Source organism: Staphylococcus sp. EG-SA-18 (assembly GCF_017151825.1).
In the GTDB taxonomy this organism is placed as follows: domain Bacteria; phylum Bacillota; class Bacilli; order Staphylococcales; family Staphylococcaceae; genus Staphylococcus; species Staphylococcus aureus.
Window position 1 is genome coordinate 27,430 of sequence record NZ_JACYVY010000008.1, and the last position, 15,057, is coordinate 42,486.

At 31.8% G+C, this 15,057-nt stretch carries 27 protein-coding genes and 1 pseudogene; 4 read left to right on the forward strand and 24 right to left on the reverse strand.

Going from position 1 to position 15,057, the window contains the following annotated elements:
• Nucleotides 1–2: 2 nt before the first annotated feature.
• The 19 genes and pseudogenes from IDG66_RS02755 to IDG66_RS02850 form a co-directional block, all read right to left on the reverse strand.
• The gene (locus IDG66_RS02755) at nt 3–470 is read right to left on the reverse strand and encodes a phage terminase small subunit P27 family (RefSeq protein ID WP_000919026.1); all 468 of its coding nucleotides are present in this window, start codon (nt 468–470) and stop codon (nt 3–5) included.
• A gap of 128 nt (nt 471–598) precedes the next feature.
• Nucleotides 599–943 (reverse strand): HNH endonuclease, encoded by a 345-nt coding sequence (locus IDG66_RS02760; protein WP_000817289.1) that lies wholly within the window; start codon nt 941–943, stop codon nt 599–601.
• A gap of 15 nt (nt 944–958) precedes the next feature.
• Entirely contained in the window at nt 959–1,411 is a 453-nt protein-coding gene (locus IDG66_RS02765; RefSeq protein ID WP_000406191.1) for a nucleoside triphosphate pyrophosphohydrolase family protein, read from the reverse strand.
• 114 nt (nt 1,412–1,525) lie between these two features.
• On the reverse strand, nt 1,526–1,996 hold the full coding sequence (locus IDG66_RS02770) for a hypothetical protein (protein ID WP_000282755.1): 471 nt from the start codon (nt 1,994–1,996) through the stop codon (nt 1,526–1,528).
• 22 nt (nt 1,997–2,018) lie between these two features.
• The gene (locus IDG66_RS02775) at nt 2,019–2,219 is read right to left on the reverse strand and encodes a DUF1514 family protein (RefSeq protein WP_001570807.1); all 201 of its coding nucleotides are present in this window, start codon (nt 2,217–2,219) and stop codon (nt 2,019–2,021) included.
• Nucleotides 2,219–2,869 carry a hypothetical protein gene (locus IDG66_RS02780; RefSeq protein WP_001005262.1) on the reverse strand — a complete coding sequence of 217 codons (651 nt, stop codon included), beginning with the start codon at nt 2,867–2,869 and terminating at the stop codon, nt 2,219–2,221. Before IDG66_RS02780 ends, IDG66_RS02775 begins: the two co-directional genes overlap by 1 nt.
• Before the next feature lie 158 nt (nt 2,870–3,027).
• A complete protein-coding gene (rinB, locus tag IDG66_RS02785) occupies nt 3,028–3,177 on the reverse strand; it encodes a transcriptional activator RinB (protein WP_000595265.1) in 150 nt (49 codons plus the stop codon).
• A 43-nt stretch (nt 3,178–3,220) separates the two neighbouring features.
• Nucleotides 3,221–3,505: pseudogene (locus IDG66_RS02795) on the reverse strand (SA1788 family PVL leukocidin-associated protein); the annotation flags it as partial.
• Nucleotides 3,506–3,517: 12 nt separating this feature from the next.
• On the reverse strand, nt 3,518–3,922 hold the full coding sequence (locus IDG66_RS02800; protein ID WP_000401978.1) for a RusA family crossover junction endodeoxyribonuclease: 405 nt from the start codon (nt 3,920–3,922) through the stop codon (nt 3,518–3,520).
• Nucleotides 3,923–3,930: 8 nt separating this feature from the next.
• Nucleotides 3,931–4,149 carry a hypothetical protein gene (locus tag IDG66_RS02805; RefSeq protein ID WP_000338527.1) on the reverse strand — a complete coding sequence of 73 codons (219 nt, stop codon included), beginning with the start codon at nt 4,147–4,149 and terminating at the stop codon, nt 3,931–3,933.
• 6 nt (nt 4,150–4,155) lie between these two features.
• The gene (locus IDG66_RS02810; protein ID WP_000148328.1) at nt 4,156–5,049 is read right to left on the reverse strand and encodes a DnaD domain-containing protein; all 894 of its coding nucleotides are present in this window, start codon (nt 5,047–5,049) and stop codon (nt 4,156–4,158) included.
• 29 nt (nt 5,050–5,078) lie between these two features.
• Nucleotides 5,079–5,549 carry a single-stranded DNA-binding protein gene (gene ssb, locus IDG66_RS02815; protein ID WP_000934765.1) on the reverse strand — a complete coding sequence of 157 codons (471 nt, stop codon included), beginning with the start codon at nt 5,547–5,549 and terminating at the stop codon, nt 5,079–5,081.
• Entirely contained in the window at nt 5,550–6,167 is a 618-nt protein-coding gene (locus IDG66_RS02820) for an MBL fold metallo-hydrolase (protein WP_072353921.1), read from the reverse strand.
• A gap of 80 nt (nt 6,168–6,247) precedes the next feature.
• Nucleotides 6,248–7,168: a recombinase RecT gene (locus IDG66_RS02825; protein WP_000138475.1), complete on the reverse strand. Its 921-nt coding sequence runs from the start codon at nt 7,166–7,168 to the stop codon at nt 6,248–6,250.
• Between the two features lies 1 nt (nt 7,169).
• Nucleotides 7,170–9,125: a coiled-coil domain-containing protein gene (locus IDG66_RS02830; protein ID WP_047211354.1), complete on the reverse strand. Its 1,956-nt coding sequence runs from the start codon at nt 9,123–9,125 to the stop codon at nt 7,170–7,172.
• Nucleotides 9,122–9,385: a hypothetical protein gene (locus IDG66_RS02835; RefSeq protein ID WP_001205732.1), complete on the reverse strand. Its 264-nt coding sequence runs from the start codon at nt 9,383–9,385 to the stop codon at nt 9,122–9,124. The genes IDG66_RS02830 and IDG66_RS02835 overlap by 4 nt, the downstream gene beginning before the upstream one ends.
• An 8-nt stretch (nt 9,386–9,393) precedes the next feature.
• On the reverse strand, nt 9,394–9,654 hold the full coding sequence (locus tag IDG66_RS02840) for a DUF1108 family protein (protein WP_000291488.1): 261 nt from the start codon (nt 9,652–9,654) through the stop codon (nt 9,394–9,396).
• Between the two features lie 92 nt (nt 9,655–9,746).
• Nucleotides 9,747–9,908, reverse strand: coding sequence for a DUF1270 domain-containing protein (locus tag IDG66_RS02845; protein ID WP_000066020.1), 162 nt, complete (start codon nt 9,906–9,908; stop codon nt 9,747–9,749).
• On the reverse strand, nt 9,905–10,225 hold the full coding sequence (locus IDG66_RS02850; RefSeq protein WP_001120197.1) for a DUF771 domain-containing protein: 321 nt from the start codon (nt 10,223–10,225) through the stop codon (nt 9,905–9,907). Before IDG66_RS02850 ends, IDG66_RS02845 begins: the two co-directional genes overlap by 4 nt.
• A gap of 58 nt (nt 10,226–10,283) precedes the next feature.
• Between IDG66_RS02850 and IDG66_RS02855 the strand changes: the two genes are divergently transcribed.
• The gene (locus IDG66_RS02855; protein WP_000275058.1) at nt 10,284–10,916 is read left to right on the forward strand and encodes a hypothetical protein; all 633 of its coding nucleotides are present in this window, start codon (nt 10,284–10,286) and stop codon (nt 10,914–10,916) included.
• Nucleotides 10,917–10,930: 14 nt separating this feature from the next.
• On the opposite strand, the gene IDG66_RS02860 is transcribed toward IDG66_RS02855, so the two are convergent.
• The 3 genes from IDG66_RS02860 to IDG66_RS02870 are packed head-to-tail and all read right to left on the reverse strand — an operon-like array spanning nt 10,931 to nt 12,064.
• Nucleotides 10,931–11,071, reverse strand: coding sequence for a hypothetical protein (locus IDG66_RS02860; RefSeq protein WP_000939496.1), 141 nt, complete (start codon nt 11,069–11,071; stop codon nt 10,931–10,933).
• 30 nt (nt 11,072–11,101) lie between these two features.
• On the reverse strand, nt 11,102–11,299 hold the full coding sequence (locus IDG66_RS02865; RefSeq protein ID WP_001148861.1) for a hypothetical protein: 198 nt from the start codon (nt 11,297–11,299) through the stop codon (nt 11,102–11,104).
• 15 nt (nt 11,300–11,314) lie between these two features.
• Nucleotides 11,315–12,064, reverse strand: a complete 750-nt coding sequence (locus IDG66_RS02870) for a phage antirepressor KilAC domain-containing protein (RefSeq protein ID WP_001148337.1) — start codon at nt 12,062–12,064, stop codon at nt 11,315–11,317.
• A 56-nt stretch (nt 12,065–12,120) separates the two neighbouring features.
• Between IDG66_RS02870 and IDG66_RS02875 the strand changes: the two genes are divergently transcribed.
• A complete protein-coding gene (locus IDG66_RS02875) occupies nt 12,121–12,660 on the forward strand; it encodes a hypothetical protein (RefSeq protein ID WP_000351243.1) in 540 nt (179 codons plus the stop codon).
• Between the two features lie 23 nt (nt 12,661–12,683).
• Here the strand turns inward: IDG66_RS02875 and IDG66_RS02880 are convergent, their stop codons facing one another.
• Entirely contained in the window at nt 12,684–12,944 is a 261-nt protein-coding gene (locus tag IDG66_RS02880) for a transcriptional regulator (RefSeq protein WP_000435341.1), read from the reverse strand.
• A gap of 17 nt (nt 12,945–12,961) precedes the next feature.
• Nucleotides 12,962–13,186: a DUF739 family protein gene (locus IDG66_RS02885; protein WP_183139276.1), complete on the reverse strand. Its 225-nt coding sequence runs from the start codon at nt 13,184–13,186 to the stop codon at nt 12,962–12,964.
• Between the two features lie 158 nt (nt 13,187–13,344).
• Between IDG66_RS02885 and IDG66_RS02890 the strand changes: the two genes are divergently transcribed.
• Together IDG66_RS02890 and seq are read left to right on the forward strand one after the other, a co-directional pair.
• Nucleotides 13,345–14,115, forward strand: coding sequence for a S24 family peptidase (locus IDG66_RS02890; protein WP_001208482.1), 771 nt, complete (start codon nt 13,345–13,347; stop codon nt 14,113–14,115).
• A gap of 195 nt (nt 14,116–14,310) precedes the next feature.
• Nucleotides 14,311–15,039, forward strand: a complete 729-nt coding sequence (gene seq / locus IDG66_RS02895; RefSeq protein ID WP_001033320.1) for a staphylococcal enterotoxin type Q — start codon at nt 14,311–14,313, stop codon at nt 15,037–15,039.
• Nucleotides 15,040–15,057: the final 18 nt, after the last annotated feature.

Sequence of the window (15,057 nt, forward strand, 5' to 3'; positions counted from 1 at the left end):
TACTAATCACTCACAAATTCCATATATGGATCATCATCTTCTTTTTCATCAGGAACCATAATACGCAATCGGCTATCAATAGTTAATCCTAAAGTATTAGCTGTTTGTTGCAATCGAATACCCGCTTTTTCCTTTATGTTGAACGCCGGATTAACCTTTTGATTTCCTTTGTCGTCTTCTAAAATCAAGTCTTCGCGCTCTAAAATCAAACTTGCTTTAACAAAGTCACTATAAAAACTACAATATTGTGCTAATTGTGCTTTATCTAAGTTGGAAATTGGCAATTCTTGCATGTGCGGTAATATTCTTAAGTATTCTTGTTTCGCTATTTCATCTAAAAAGTGCGGTGGTTCAGTATCGATTTTAGAAAATTTATTTAATTGAGCTTCTTGACGCTCTTTTTCAATAATTTCTTCTTTTGTATAATTCTTGTTCGAATTTGACAAAAGCTTCTTAGGTCTACCCGCCATAAATTAGCACCTCCTACTAAAAAAACTTAAATAAAGGGAATTTTTTGAGAAGAAAACTCTGCTCCGTTCTCCAGAACCTTTCATTGACGCCCGTTTCATCTTTGGGGGACTTCCTATTTTTATCTTTTTTAATATTTCTTCAAATCTTCTTTTGTCTTTTGGTTATGGCAAGCATCACACAAAGGCTGTAAATTACTTTTGTCTAATCTTCTTGCCCAATCAATTTTTGTTGGTACAATATGGTCAACCATAGTCGCTTGATTGCCACAAGAAACACAAATAAAATCATGTTCTAACAATACAATTCGACGCATGTTTTGCCACGTTTTCGATTTATAAAATCTTAAATACTCTGGATCGTTTCGACGTCTCAAATCATTGTAATTTTCATTTGCATATTGCTTGTGTTTATCACAATAACTTTCATTATGATTAATCAATACATTACATGTTGGATGACCACATCGCTTCATAATAGACAATGCACATCACTCCTTGTCGACTTTCTTAACATCTTGCACAGTTACTTGTCTATCATCTTTATCATTGCTAATTAACAATAAGTTTCCTATCGATCCATCAACAAGATATTTACTACCTTGAAACAATACTTTGTCTCCTTGTTTTATACCATTGTCTAAATTGATAGTCTGATTAGGTTTATTCATCAAGATAGTGTTAACACTATGACCAGCTATCTCATCCAAGTTAATACCTAACACGTTAGTAAGATTAGCTATATTCCACAATGCTTCGCTAAGTTCATTTATCATAATTCCTTTATCTATCGGTACATTACAAAACATATGCTGTTTAATTAGATCTGTAACATTGCCTGTAGATTGAGTTAAACCTAAGCCGTAACAAGTAATAGATTCATTTAAATTCAATTCATCATTGTGTGTACGTGTAGCTATCTCTTGGTACTTTGATATCTCCATTCTCCACCTCTTGTTTATAAAAATAAAAACCCTCACTTAATGTGAGAGTTCAAAATAAATATAAATGTTTTGCTACATAGCAATTATAATAAAAAACAATATGTAGCATCAAAATTAGTCCGATGTGTACGATTTGTACGATTTGTACGATGTGTCCGAACTGTCCGATGTGTACGATGTGTCGGTTTCTTGTTGCAAGTTATAAAGTATATTTACTATATCTTTTACTCTAGAATAAAAATTGTCTCTGCCTATATCAAGAATACTCATAATCCTATTATGGCTTTCTCGTTGTTTTAACATTTGTAAAATATGATAATCTTTTTCATTCGTGATGTATTCTTCGTATTCATCAATGAACGCTATCTTATTAATCAAGTAATCGTACTTTCTAAGCGCTTTGTTTTTGTTTATAACTTTCACTAACACTTTATTGCTAGTCGTGCCTTTAGCTTTTGGCATCGCAGATTGATAACCGTATTGTGCAATTGATGTACTTTCGTTATCGTAGACTTTACTGTCTATTATATTTTTCATCCACTTGTAGTTATCTATCATTTCACGTATTTCTTTCCTGTTATACATGCAATACCTCCGATAATATAAATTACTTTTTAATATCGTTATTCATTCGCTTTAATTCAATCCTGTATTCTTTTAACCCGTTGTATCCTTTAGTTTTAACTACTTCATCAAGTAGATAATCATTTATATATCTGAGCGCTTGTATCTCCCTTGCACGATCACTATTAATACTGATACAAACTAATAGCAATATAGCAAATACAATAGTCATAGTAATCCACATCATTTAAATCTCCTCTTGTTTAAATTAATAATAATTCTTTCTTTTATCGAAGTTCTGTTTATTTTAAACTTTTGACTAAACTGTTCTTCAAATTTATCAAGATAAAGATTATAATCGTTTATTTTTCGTCGGTACTCTGAAGTGATAAAACTATCAATATGATTATAAGCTCTATTTTCATTCATTTTATTAATTATATTTTTTAAATAAGATATATCTTTTTGATATTCATTTATAATAGCAATTGTTTCCATAACAAAAGAAGGATTAAAAAAAATCTGATTTGTACTAAATTCATTGTTGAAACTCATCTTAAAATCTTCCATTGCCTTAACTCTATTTGATAAATTAATCATTTGTCTAAATCCAATAACATTTTCATACGCTTTTTTACTTTGCTTATCTAAATTATTAAAGACTTCAATATCAAAAAAATCTAAAAATTCATGCTGTTCTGTTGGAATAATATAAGCTCCAATCATCTTTTTAGCCTTTTTAAAACAATCTAAATATATCGGATATATTTGTTCTAAATTGATTTTTTTACGTTGTAAGTTAGAATCTGTAAAATACCTAAAAATCTCTTTAACTGAATAAAGCACAACACCTCCTGCTAAAGTATATATGCTTCCTATTATTTGCTCGTTCATTTTTATCTACCTCTTTATAATATTTTCTGAAAAGGAATCTATAATTTTATACATACCAAAAATTCCTAATGCATTTATTATCACTCCATCATCAATAATATATATGGATATTAAGAAAGCAAACAGCAAAACGATCAAATCATAAATAAATATTCTCATTATTCACTCACCTCCGCTCGAAAGACGTAATCACTCGGCGCCTCTACATCATCATTAGCCGTCATCATAATATATACTTGCTCAGTTACATACTTACCTAACTCGTACATTGCTAGTAGGAATAATAATCTTAGTATTTGCTTAATCATTTCCCACACTCCCTTATATTTTCAAACAACTGACCCACTTTAATAACTGCACCTCTTTTAACTTGCGCCTCGTACCTCTCTTTCGCTTTCTTTCCAATTTGCGTTCGAGTCTAGCTTGTTCCAGTCTTTCTATTGTTTTCTTTTCTCTGTACTCGCTTAAACGCGTACCTTCTGGTGCGTCCATTGCTTCATGTAGTTCCCAACCGTCTTTTACTCTCTTAGAAACCATTCCAGCGGTTATACCGTGACTTTCTATTAATTCCATTTCAAATTTACTGAACCTATAAGGTTTATCATTTATTGTTACAATCCTTGCTTTTCTCGCCATTTTATCCACCTCTTATATTTCTTCTATTCGTATGATTATTTTGGGCTCAATTCCATAACGCTTTGAGCTAGTTATTTCTGTAATTTGGTTATCGTCTTTCCATACATGGCCATTACAAGCATCTAATACCGTTTTAATTAAGTTGTCGATATCCGGCTTAGTCACTTTTAATTGTCCAATCGCTTGAGCTTTCTTTTTCTTCGACCATGATTCAGGTGGAGTAAAGTAAAACGCTAATTCGATTTTTAATGCATTTTCTAGATTTAGCCTTGGCATTTGACTTTGTAAATATTTTTTATGTTTTGTATAGTTTGTAGGCATGTATGTGTGTACGTATCTGCCTTTTGTGCTAAAACGCGGTCGAGGCGACCCCATCGGCGCATTAAACACTTCGTTAAATTTAATTTCTATCTCCATGCAATCCCTCATATATATTCAAATAAGTTTGTTTGGTGTCCTAACTCCATTTGTTCATTATCAATAAGTGTATTTAATTCATAATCGTCTAAATACCAACGACGACCATTAAATTTTGTTTCTTTTATTCCAACAACTAAATGCCGACCATCTTTAAAATGTGGTGTAACTGAAAACATTTTGTTGCCGTCATGATCAAATAGATAGTATTTATCAAATGCATCCATTTTCAATCACTCCCATTTGCTATTTAGACGCTTAATAAAAGCTTCTCTGTCTTTCTCAAGGTTTTCATCTACTTCCGCCGTTTTCGTTTCTCTCGTGCCGTCTGTGAGCCATTTAGGCGTTTTTTCTTTTGATTGTTTAACATGAGGTTTGTATGTTTGCTTTTTGCTTTCAATTTGTTGCTTTTCAAATGCACGTACTTGTTCGATAGATTTCAAGTTTGCATTAAGCCATGTATTCAAAATGCTTTTAGCATATCCCCAAGTAACTTTGTTTCTGTCTTTAGCGATTTTAAGTGATGCCGTAACTATTTCATCTGAATCATTTTCAAATGAATCAAGATAATAATTTAAATCGTCTAAATTGTATGGAGTTATGAAACCGAATCCGTTATCTTGGAAGAAGTCGAAGGCAGCTGCCTTCTTCTTCTCATTATTCACATTCTTTTCATTATTATCTTTATTATCATTATTGTTTGTGTTGGTTTGATGTTGTTTTGATGTTGGATTGATGTTTGACTGATGTTGTTTTGATGTTGGTTTGATGTCGTTTTGATGTTGGTTCCTTCCCTGCTCACTTTGATAAAAGTCATAATTGACAATGGTTATAAGGGTATATTTTGATGTTGTTTTGACTTCTAACATTCCATCACTCTCGAGTAAGTCAAGGAAGGTTTTCACTTTAAATCGTGACCAGTTAAAAAGGTCAGACAAGGTCAAAATCGATGTTAATCTTTGTCCTCTTTCTACGGTTACAATTTGGTTTCCAATAGGCACTTTTGCCTTTGAATGATTCGCTTCCATGAGTAAATATATCCATGCTTCAAACTTTGAAAATGTTCTCTTTTCTTTAAATAGCCAATGATTTTGAATTGAGCGATCAATACTTATCCAACCAGTCATATACACACCTCACTTTCAAACCGGTTAAATTAGAATGGTAAATCATTGTCATCTATTTCAATCGGACAATTTGCATTCGCAAACGGATTATCTTTTACTGGTTTGTTATTTGAATATTGCGATTGTCCACGTGTTTGTTGCGCTTGTTGTTGGTATAAATCTTGTTGATTATCATCTGTGTTCTTCGGTTCTAAAAATTGAATACTATCGGCAACAACTTCCGTAACGTATACACGTTGACCTTCCTTATTTTCATAGTTCCGCGTTTGTAACCTACCATCTACGCCCGCCAACGATCCTTTAGATAGGTATTTATTAACGTTCTCTGCTTGTTTTTTAAATACGATGATATTAATAAAGTCTGCCTCGCGCTCTCCTTGTGCATTCGTAAATGTGCGGTTTACTGCTAATGTGAATGATGCTACATTTACACCACTTTGAGTGGTTCTTAATTCTGGGTCTCTAGTTAAACGACCAACTAATATTGTTCTGTTTAGCATTTATAAACCTCCAACATAAACGGGCACGCCCGTCACTTTTTGTATTTCTCTTTTAATGTATTTTGCATTTGAATTTTGGCTACTTAAATGAATTAAATGTATTTCTTCGAGTCTAGTTAAATCATTTGCTTTCAACATTCCTATAGCATGTTCTAAGCTAAAATGAGACTCCATAATTCTATTTGCTAATGCGCTGTGTACACTGCCGTTTTTTATGTTTTCTTGCATTTGTTCATAGATATAATTAACTTCTAACATCATGTGTGTAATGCCGTTAAATTTGTATTTCAGATACTTCGTATCAGTAACATACAGGATCTTATAACCTAGTGTGCTTTGTAATAAGAAAGCCACAGGCTCGTTAGCATCATGTTCGATGTCAAACGGTAGAATTGACCATGTACCTATTCGCAGCTCTTGCTTTGCCTTAATCGTGCATAAGCGATGACTTTCAAAATTCATAGCTTGTTGTGTTCCAGCAGTCATATAGCTGATTACACCATTGTCGACAAACTGCTTTGTATACTTTGCATGATCACCATGTTCGTGTGTGATAAGACACCCTGCTATATGTCTTGTTTTATATTTGAAATGCTTTTGAACACGTTCAAATTTTATACCTGCCTCAAGTAGTAACGTAGTACGTCCATCATTTAAGACGTAGCAGTTACCACTTGAACCAGTTGCTATTGTTTCAATTAAAATGGCTCTTCTTCGCTTTCTTTTTCTGTTGCAGGTTCTTTTATTTCTTCAAAGTCAGATACATCAATAGGCTTATCATTTTCTAATTCTGTGTATTGTGCTTCTTCAAGAACTGGTTGTTCAAAGTCCAATTGTTCTTGATTTGCATTTTCTTCAACTTCTGCGTCCAACACTTCTTTGCGTTGACGTTGTTCGGATTCTTGTGCGTATTTGAAAAGATTGCTATCTGTTGATGTGTTGATATAACGTTTAGCAGCTCTATTGATAACTGTTTTTTTAGCCATTTCTTCTTTGAAATTATTATGTGTTTTAGAATTTTGTAATGCTTTTTCATCTTTAATCATTGATGACTGCATCCATGCTTGTTTAATTTGTTCAATAGTCATGACTTCAATATAGTTATCTCGTCCATCATTAAATACGATTGTGCAGTACGCACCGATAATGTTTTCTTTGTCGATGTTAAAGAAGTCTTGTTCGTGCTTAATCGCTTTGATACGTCCTGTTTCTCCCATTTCTTGCTTGAATGTATCGCCTTTATAAATCACTTGAGCAACAACATCTTGAGCACCTGCATCACGTTTTAACATCATTACATTACCGTGATAGCTACGTTGTAACTGCATTTTGTTGCCGTAAGGAATAAAGTAGCATTGATTTTTAGCTGGATTTAAACCTTGCGTTACCATGTCTAATAAGGCATTTGCTTTGCTTGTATCGTTACAACTCATTAATTTGTTATCTTGGCTGATTTGTAACCATGCTTGTTTCATGGCATTACTTGGTGAATAATCATTTGGCAATTCCAAATTGCCTTGTGACTCTAAAACTCTCACTTTGTTTAATACGTTGTCAGATACGTTCTTTTCTTGTACTAATTGTTGTTCAATAGTTTGTAATTTATTATTTTCAGTCATTTTATATAGTCTCCATTCTTAATTTTTTATCTTGTTCATTTACTATCAATTGAATTTGTTGTGATTCTGTTTTTATAAGCTCTGTTACTGATTCAGCATTATCAATAAATATTGGCGCTGTAACTTTAAAATGTTTTGACAGTGTATTGATGATATCTAAGCCAACATTAATTCTTGAGGCGTTATTTAAACCGCTGTCGTATTCGACGCCGTTAACCGTTGTTGAACATGTTTCTTCTAATTCGCCGTTAACTAAGGTATTGAATAGCTTAAATTCAGCAATATCAAATTCGTTATTGATATTTTCAGTAAGCATTTTGACTTTTGTTGTTGTAAATTCTTTTAAGATATAAAGGTTATGTGAATACTTTTCTTTTTCATCCAATAATCTGTCTTCTTCATTTCTTAATTCAGAAATAACATCATCTAGATGTTTATTTGATTTTTCGATTGATCTTGACACTTCAATTTCTGATTTTTCTTGAGTAAGTTCGCTTATTTTGTCATCTATTCCTGAAACTTTATCTTGAATAGTTTTCCTGATGTTTGAGCGTTTTTGATTAATTTCATTTATCTCTAACATTACTGCTTTGTATTCGTCAGTTTGTGTAACGTCAACGTGAGTCGTTTTTAACTTATTAATTTTGTTTTGTATTCTTGCTGAACGCTCTTCTGCTTCGTTGATTTTAATTTGAAGATTATTATTGTCATCCTCTAACTTCTCGATGATTGGCTTTATTTTCTTGCCTTCTGAAATAATGTGATTGATAGATGTTTGTATTGTTTCTAATTCTTTCGATTTGCTAGCATTGAATTTCTGCAATGCTTTTTCTCTTGCCTCATTCACTTGTTCAGCTGGTAACTGTTGACCACAACAACTACATACATTGTCATCAAGATATTCAAATTTTTGATTTTTAGCTTTTTCTAAATCACTTTTTAATCCTTTATGATTTTCTAATAATTGATTACGTCTATTTTCTTCATGTGCGATTTGTTGTTTGTTTTGCTTTAATCTTGTTTTAAGGTTCGCAACCGTTCCATTTTCAACGTGTAACTCATTTGTTAAAGTATGGATTTTGTTCTCATTACTTGCGCTGTTATTGTCTTCAATGCGCTTCAATTCTGATTGTTTATCAGCTAATTGATTACGCAAATTAATTTCTTCTGCACCGTTTTGAATATCTATACGCTCATTTTCAAGTTGCTCAATTTCTTGTTTGATAATTGCGTATCTATCATTATCGAATTCAGGTACATCCTGCTTATTTTGTTGTGTTTGGTTAATACGTATCGGAATATCTTTGATATCTTTGTTAATCTGTTTTATCTTGTCCGTAAGAATCTTTTTCTTTGTTTCAATTTCATGATCTCCAAGAATATTATTTAATTCTTTAAAATCATCATTTGTTTTAATGACATCCTCATCATTGATTGGTTTAGCAATTTCAAACAACAAACTTCTTCGCTTCTTCCAATCTAGTAAGTTAAATGCTTGAGGGTTCGTAATTAACTTGAATACATCTTCATCAATCAGTTCATCAATACGAGCTTTATAATCCTTTACTTTTATTGATTCATCATTGATATATTGTTTCTTCGTTCGACTTCGTGAGTATTCCTTGCGATTCGTTTTTTGATTTATTGTGTATTTAGGATGTGACTCTTTTTTGAAAGTCGTTATTTTTCCGTCGATTTCAAATTCTGCGAAAACAGTCGGAATTAACTCATAATTTTCTTCGTTTTTTTCGTTTAAAGGTACAGGGTTAAATGATTTGGTTGATCCGTCCAAACCTTTATCGAAAAGCAGCCATTGTAATGCGGTTGCAGTCGTAGTCTTACCAGTCGCATTATTGCCGTATATTTTTGTGTCTTTACCGTCAAAGTTAAAGCTTTCTTCTTTGATTCCAGCAAAGTTTGATATTGTTAGCTTATTTATTTTTATATCCATCATCATGCTCCTTTTTTAATCTTTCGGTGACCTCTTAACACCTCGATAATTAAATTTTTTATTCGTTCGTGGCTGTCCGGATTGATTTCATGTATCTGTACAAGCTTATTGTTCGTTTTGTAACTGTCGTGATAGTGCAAGAAATTAATCGATAAGTATCCGTGATGATTACGTTCAATTTCCAATAATGCTCGTTGGTTTGACAAAGTATATTCGTCGAATAACGTTTTAAAAATATTCAATATATTTCTTTCTGTATCTCTCATGCTTATACCTACCATCTCATGACTAAGTTAATTAGCCTGTCTCTTTCGTCTGTGTTCTCTTCAATCCATTCATAAATAGATTGATTTAATATGTCTAATGCTGTGTATAGATCATTCTCATCTGTTATATTTATACCGTCGATAAATCTATCTTCTAAATCTAAGACATTCACTAGAATGCTGTAATCTTGTTTCTTAACTGCTAATTTAAAATCGAATCCGTCTACATTAATTACTTTTTGACATACATCGCCAATTTTGTAGTACATTGTTGACACTTCCTTTATTTCGTTTTATATTGAATATGCATTAATTTTCTAATTGTTTAGACTGTTACTCATTGCCGTGAGTAACAGTTTTTTTATTCTTCATAAAAGTATTCCTTATAAAATATGAATGTTGCGATACTTGCGAATCCCGCAATCGACCATGCAGTAGTGAAGTATAGAAACGGCATAAGTACAATTGCTAAGACTGTAAAGCACAGTACTGCTACTAGGTAGCTTTTATAAATGTTGCTCATTTTATTCTCTCCTTATATATTTCATTGAAATGCTCATCGACGAATTTATTCATCTTTCTTGCGTTAAATCTCCAGCGATTAAAATTCTCATCAGGGTAATGCACAATTCCTTGCGCTCTTAGTTCTTTTTCAAATCTAGGATGAAATAGTAATCTGTCCTTGATAGTCTCATCAGATGCAATTTTTAATTTCTTCTTTAAGTCACTCATGTTCCATACAGGGTCTAATGAATAACCAATTAGCTCATCATATTCATCTTTTGTGATAAGTACATGTGTTTCAGGTATTGGAACTGTTACGTTTAAAATATGTGGCATTTCTATCTTTCCTTTCGTGTATAATGTTGTTATCTCCTAGTGAAAGGAGGTGATATTGGTGTATATTGATCCTTTAAAAAATGTTCGTTTTTCTATTAATAACGTAATTAGTAATGTTGAAATTTCTAAAAGTATGGCAATTAAACAATCTTTAAAACCTAAGTACCAATTAGATATAATTAATAGAAACAACATAAATTTATTTTCTGACTTCAAAGTAGACTTTCATCTAAACAACTTAATTGAAATGAATTTTAATTTGCGTAATTCTTTTTCATCTCTAACATTTCAAAGAAATTTATTTTCTGAAGAAACGATAAAATCTTTTAAGGAACTCTATAGGTTTGATGATGAGATTGTACTTCAAGCACAACAGACCATTAGAGATTTTTATATCAATCCAACTGCTATCTCTACTTTGGCTGAAGCCATCAATTCGACCTATCCAATAAATGAGCAAAGTACCTACAAGAGACACGATGAATTTGTCAAACGTATCGAAAATGATTTTCCACATCCTTTCAAAAAGTTAATAAGATGGTCTAATGGCATTGCAGCAGGTGCTGACATTCAAATCTTTGTAACAAACTATATAAACGAGAACGATTTACATATTCAAAATTCATTGATAGTTGCTATAGTTTGTTTATTAAGTTTTTTATCGACCTATTGTTCACATTCTAAAAAGTAATAATAAGGCCTAATTTAGTTAACCTTCTTTAACAACTCTGCAACTGCTCGCAACAATTCAGGGTTGTTACTTCTTTCTAAACAGTAACTAGCATGCTTTAGTAATTTGAGTTTTAATTTATTTTTTTCTTTCGCGATTCTAAATTTTTGTAACATTTGTTATGCCTCCTTTGCATTTCCAAAAATTTAATCTAACTTAAATTCTTTTCCATCTATTAATCCATAAAAGTTATTTTTTAAATGCGGATGTCTTTCAAGCGTCATTTCAATAAAACGCGGGTCTATCATTAAGTCGTAGCCATCGTTGTATTGAATATTAACGGGTCGTCTATTACCTTCTTCGTCATAGTAGTAATAGATGACTTTTTTGTTTTGAGCTTGCATTGTTCGTTCCTCCTATTAAGATGTTTGTTTTTCTCCTAAAAACTTATTAACAAAGTATTGTTGTCCTTTGCCTGTTACTTTTGGCGTCTTACTAATTGATGTGTGACCGTCCGAATGTGTGATTGATGTTTCTTTAATTTCGAATAACTCACGTTCCATTGAATACTGTGTAGGCATGTTATAATCCACACCCTTGCGTTTAATAAGGAATCCGTTTTGACGTAACCACTCAAACAATCTGCGTTGCCCGATGTTTATACCGTTTTGTTTAATGATCTTTGCTAACTCTCCAACTAAAATTGATGTCTTAGTAGTAGCTACTGCATCTGCAAATACAATTTTTGGTTTATCACGTTCAATCTTTGTTTCTAATTGATTGATTGTGTTGTTAGCAATTTTTAAAGCACGTTGCATAATCATTTCTGGACTGTTCCATGCTTTCTCTACTTGGATGAAATACTCTCTAAAATCAAAACCTTTTTCTGTACCTGACATCATCGCAACATGTTTAGCTACATCAAGTGTTAAAGCATAATCTTCTAGTTGTCTTACAGCTCCGTTATTAACAACCGTACTTGTAAGTACACTTGTAAAATCCCTATTTTCTTTGAAATGCTTCAAGTTAATTTCTGCCCAAGCGCTAAAACGCTTTTTAACTTCCAAAGCTTTATATAACTCTCTTGCACTTATTGCGATTTCTCCATTTTCTTTTTCTTGTATGTTGAACATTTCGCCGATGTTCGATTTTGTTTTTAATGCTTGCATATTGTTTATGCTCCTTTCGTGTATAATGTTGTTATCAACCTAAGGAGGTGATAAGTATGGACATAATCGCGATTTGTATCGCAATTTTTAGTTTCTTACTGACTGCACTTAAATATTATTTAGACTATATGAAAGATTCTCTTAACATCGATGTTATACCTACCAGAAGCTTTAATTACTTGGTCGATGACAAATCAAGTTACAACGATATAACATTTATTAATTTCACAAAGTTTCCCATTTCTGTTATTGACGTTGAATTTGATATTAAAAATAAAGTAAATGAACAAAAAACGTTCAAACCTATACGATATAAAGATAAAAACTACTCCATTCCATTTACTTTAGGACCTTATGAAAGTGTAGAATGTACTTTTTTGCTCGAAGAATATCCAGTGATATGGGAATGGGATGTGACTATCAAAGTCACTACCAACAAAGGAATCTATATAAAGCCTGTTATCATAGAATCGCGGACAGAACACCGAGAATCAGAGCCACAAGTGACAGAGTTAACATCAGCAAATAAGGTAAGTGCTCTTTCCAACCCCAAGGATGGTTTTTTAAAGAAGTTTTTATATCATTTAAAACCTTAAACATTTAAAATCCTCCCTTTCCGTCACTCTTTAATTGGAGTGGCGTTGATTTTTTCGTCTAACTTTTTCAATGCTAATTTGTAAATAACTGAAGCATGTTCGGTTTTAAAATGAGATTCAGCAATAATTTTCAATGTTTCTAATTTATTTCTTGCATCACCGTATGTGGTACTTTCTGATAGAACACCTTCTAAAATTTGTTGAACTCGATAATCTAAAAGTTTTAAGTCTTTATTGATGCATTGTTCGACACACTCTTCTTTGGTTAACGTGATTTGTTCCATTGTGTCCCTCCTTAAGTTCATATAACATGAACTTTTTCTTTAAAAAAATATAAGTGTATTTTCTCTACCGGTATATCTAGTAGTTGTATAGCTTTCCATATTTCACTGTCTTTCCAACCAACTTTACCGTTGAGTTTTAAGGATAAACTTCTCTCTGACAATTTCATAGCAATTGCAAAATTGTACTGAGTGCCATACTTTTCTACTATTTTCCCGCTCAAACGTGGGTAGTCGTAACACATAAAAGCACCTCCTCTCAAGTTCACGTATCATGAACTTAACTATACTTTACACCTTGTTTTGAATCAAGTCAATACAAAAATTCATGATTTATGAACTTTTTTGTTGAATTTTTGTTCAACAAGCTTTATTATGAAGTTATCAAACGGAGGTGCACTAAATGAGAGAAAAAGTTTCAAATAGACTTAAACACATTATGAAAATAAGAAACTTAAAACAAGTAGATATCATTAATAAATCGAAACCTTATCAAAAGAAACTAGGTATATCTTTAAGTAAAAGCACTTTATCTCAATATATTAACGACGTACAATCACCCGACCAAGATAGAATTTACCTACTTTCTAAAACTCTGAACGTTGGTGAAGCGTGGCTTATGGGGTATGATGTAGATTCTTATCGAGTTCCTGATGAAGAACGTCAAGATGAAACGATAATGTCAAAAATCAATAACATATTTTCTCAACTCACACCTCCCCGCCAAGAAAACGTACTTAACTATGCAAATGAACAATTGGAAGAACAGAATAAAGTCACTTCTATAGATGGATATAAAGAGTCTAAACTAGTATCGTATATTGCATGTGGTGCAACTGGTGCTGGCATAGGAGAAGAATTATATGATGACATATTGCATGAAGAAGTATTTTTTAAAGAAGACGAAACGCCATCAAATGCTGATTTTTGTATTTTAGTTAATGGTGATTCAATGGAACCTATGTTAAAACAAGGAACATACGCTTTTATTAAGAAAGAAGATTCTATTAAAGATGGTACAATTGCACTCGTTGTATTAGATGGAGTAAGTCTTATCAAGCGTGTAGATATATGCGAAGACTATATTAATTTGGTATCTCTAAATCCGAAGTATGATGATATCAAAGTCGCTTCGTTTAGTGATATTAAAGTAATGGGCAAAGTTGTATTGTGATTAATAACGTATATTTAGCGCTTTAATATAAATATAAACAAAGGAGAAATTGACATGAAAAAAGCAATCTTAACTTTAAGTCTTATATTTATTACCTACTACCTCACTTTTAAATATATGTGGATTAAAGAATTGAAGTTTTAACAGCGCCTATGTGGCGCTTAAATATAAAAAGTAAGCAAAGGAGAAATGAAAATGAATAAAATATTTAGAGTTCTCACTGTTAGCTTGTTTTTCTTCACATTTTTAATAAAAAACAATCTAGCATATGCTGATGTAGGGGTAATCAATCTTAGAAACTTTTATGCTAATTATCAACCTGAAAAGCTTCAAGGAGTTAGTTCTGGAAATTTTTCTACTTCTCATCAATTAGAGTATATTGATGGAAAATACACTTTATATTCACAGTTTCATAATGAATATGAAGCGAAGAGATTAAAAGATCATAAAGTAGATATCTTTGGAATAAGTTACTCAGGTCTTTGTAATACAAAATATATGTATGGTGGAATTACGTTGGCAAATCAAAATTTAGATAAACCTAGAAATATACCTATTAATCTCTGGGTCAATGGTAAGCAAAATACTATATCTACAGACAAAGTTTCTACTCAAAAAAAAGAAGTAACTGCTCAAGAGATTGATATTAAGTTACGAAAATACCTACAAAACGAATACAATATATATGGTTTTAATAAAACAAAGAAAGGTCAGGAATATGGATATAAGTCAAAATTTAATTCTGGGTTTAACAAAGGAAAAATTACTTTCCATTTAAATAATGAACCTTCTTTTACATACGATTTGTTTTACACCGGAACTGGTCAAGCAGAGAGTTTTTTAAAAATTTACAATGATAATAAAACTATAGATGCAGAGAATTTTCATTTGGATGTAGAGATTTCATATGAGAAAACTGAATAAATATAATTTAAGGAGAAA